Source organism: Streptococcus sp. HMSC070B10, from assembly GCF_001808665.1.
Taxonomy (GTDB): Bacteria; Bacillota; Bacilli; order Lactobacillales; family Streptococcaceae; genus Streptococcus.
Genome location: NZ_KV794139.1, coordinates 1 through 363, shown reverse-complemented (window position 1 = coordinate 363; position 363 = coordinate 1). Strand labels below are relative to the sequence as shown.

General features: G+C 37.7%; 1 protein-coding gene. It reads right to left on the bottom strand.

Going from position 1 to position 363, the window contains the following annotated elements; translation table 11 throughout:
• Window positions 1–363, bottom strand: a 363-nt coding sequence (locus HMPREF2613_RS00625) for an Ltp family lipoprotein (RefSeq protein WP_186822063.1), incomplete at both ends; no start/stop codon positions are given.

Sequence of the window (363 nt, the reverse complement as noted above, 5' to 3'; positions counted from 1 at the left end):
AGTTTTTGAATTGCATAGTTTGCTTCTTCTTTTGTAAATTTTCCAATCCAAGAAGAAGTTAGCCACTCATAAATCTCTGTCTTTGATAAATGGTTATTCTTTCGGTATTCTCTTGCTGTAATTAAGGCATTTGCTTTGTAATCTGCATTCAAGTGATCGATGGCATACTGCGCTGCTGAACTTGAAAAACCATACCACGTTAATGAGTCATAGAGAGCTTTTTTTGACTTATGTAAAACCGAATTATAGCTTTTCGCTTTATTTAAAGCAGCATTGTACTGCTTCCCATCTAGTTTTGGTTGCCGCACACCATCGTAGTCTACATAGTGACGGCCACCATCTACCCATTTGCCCCTTACCATT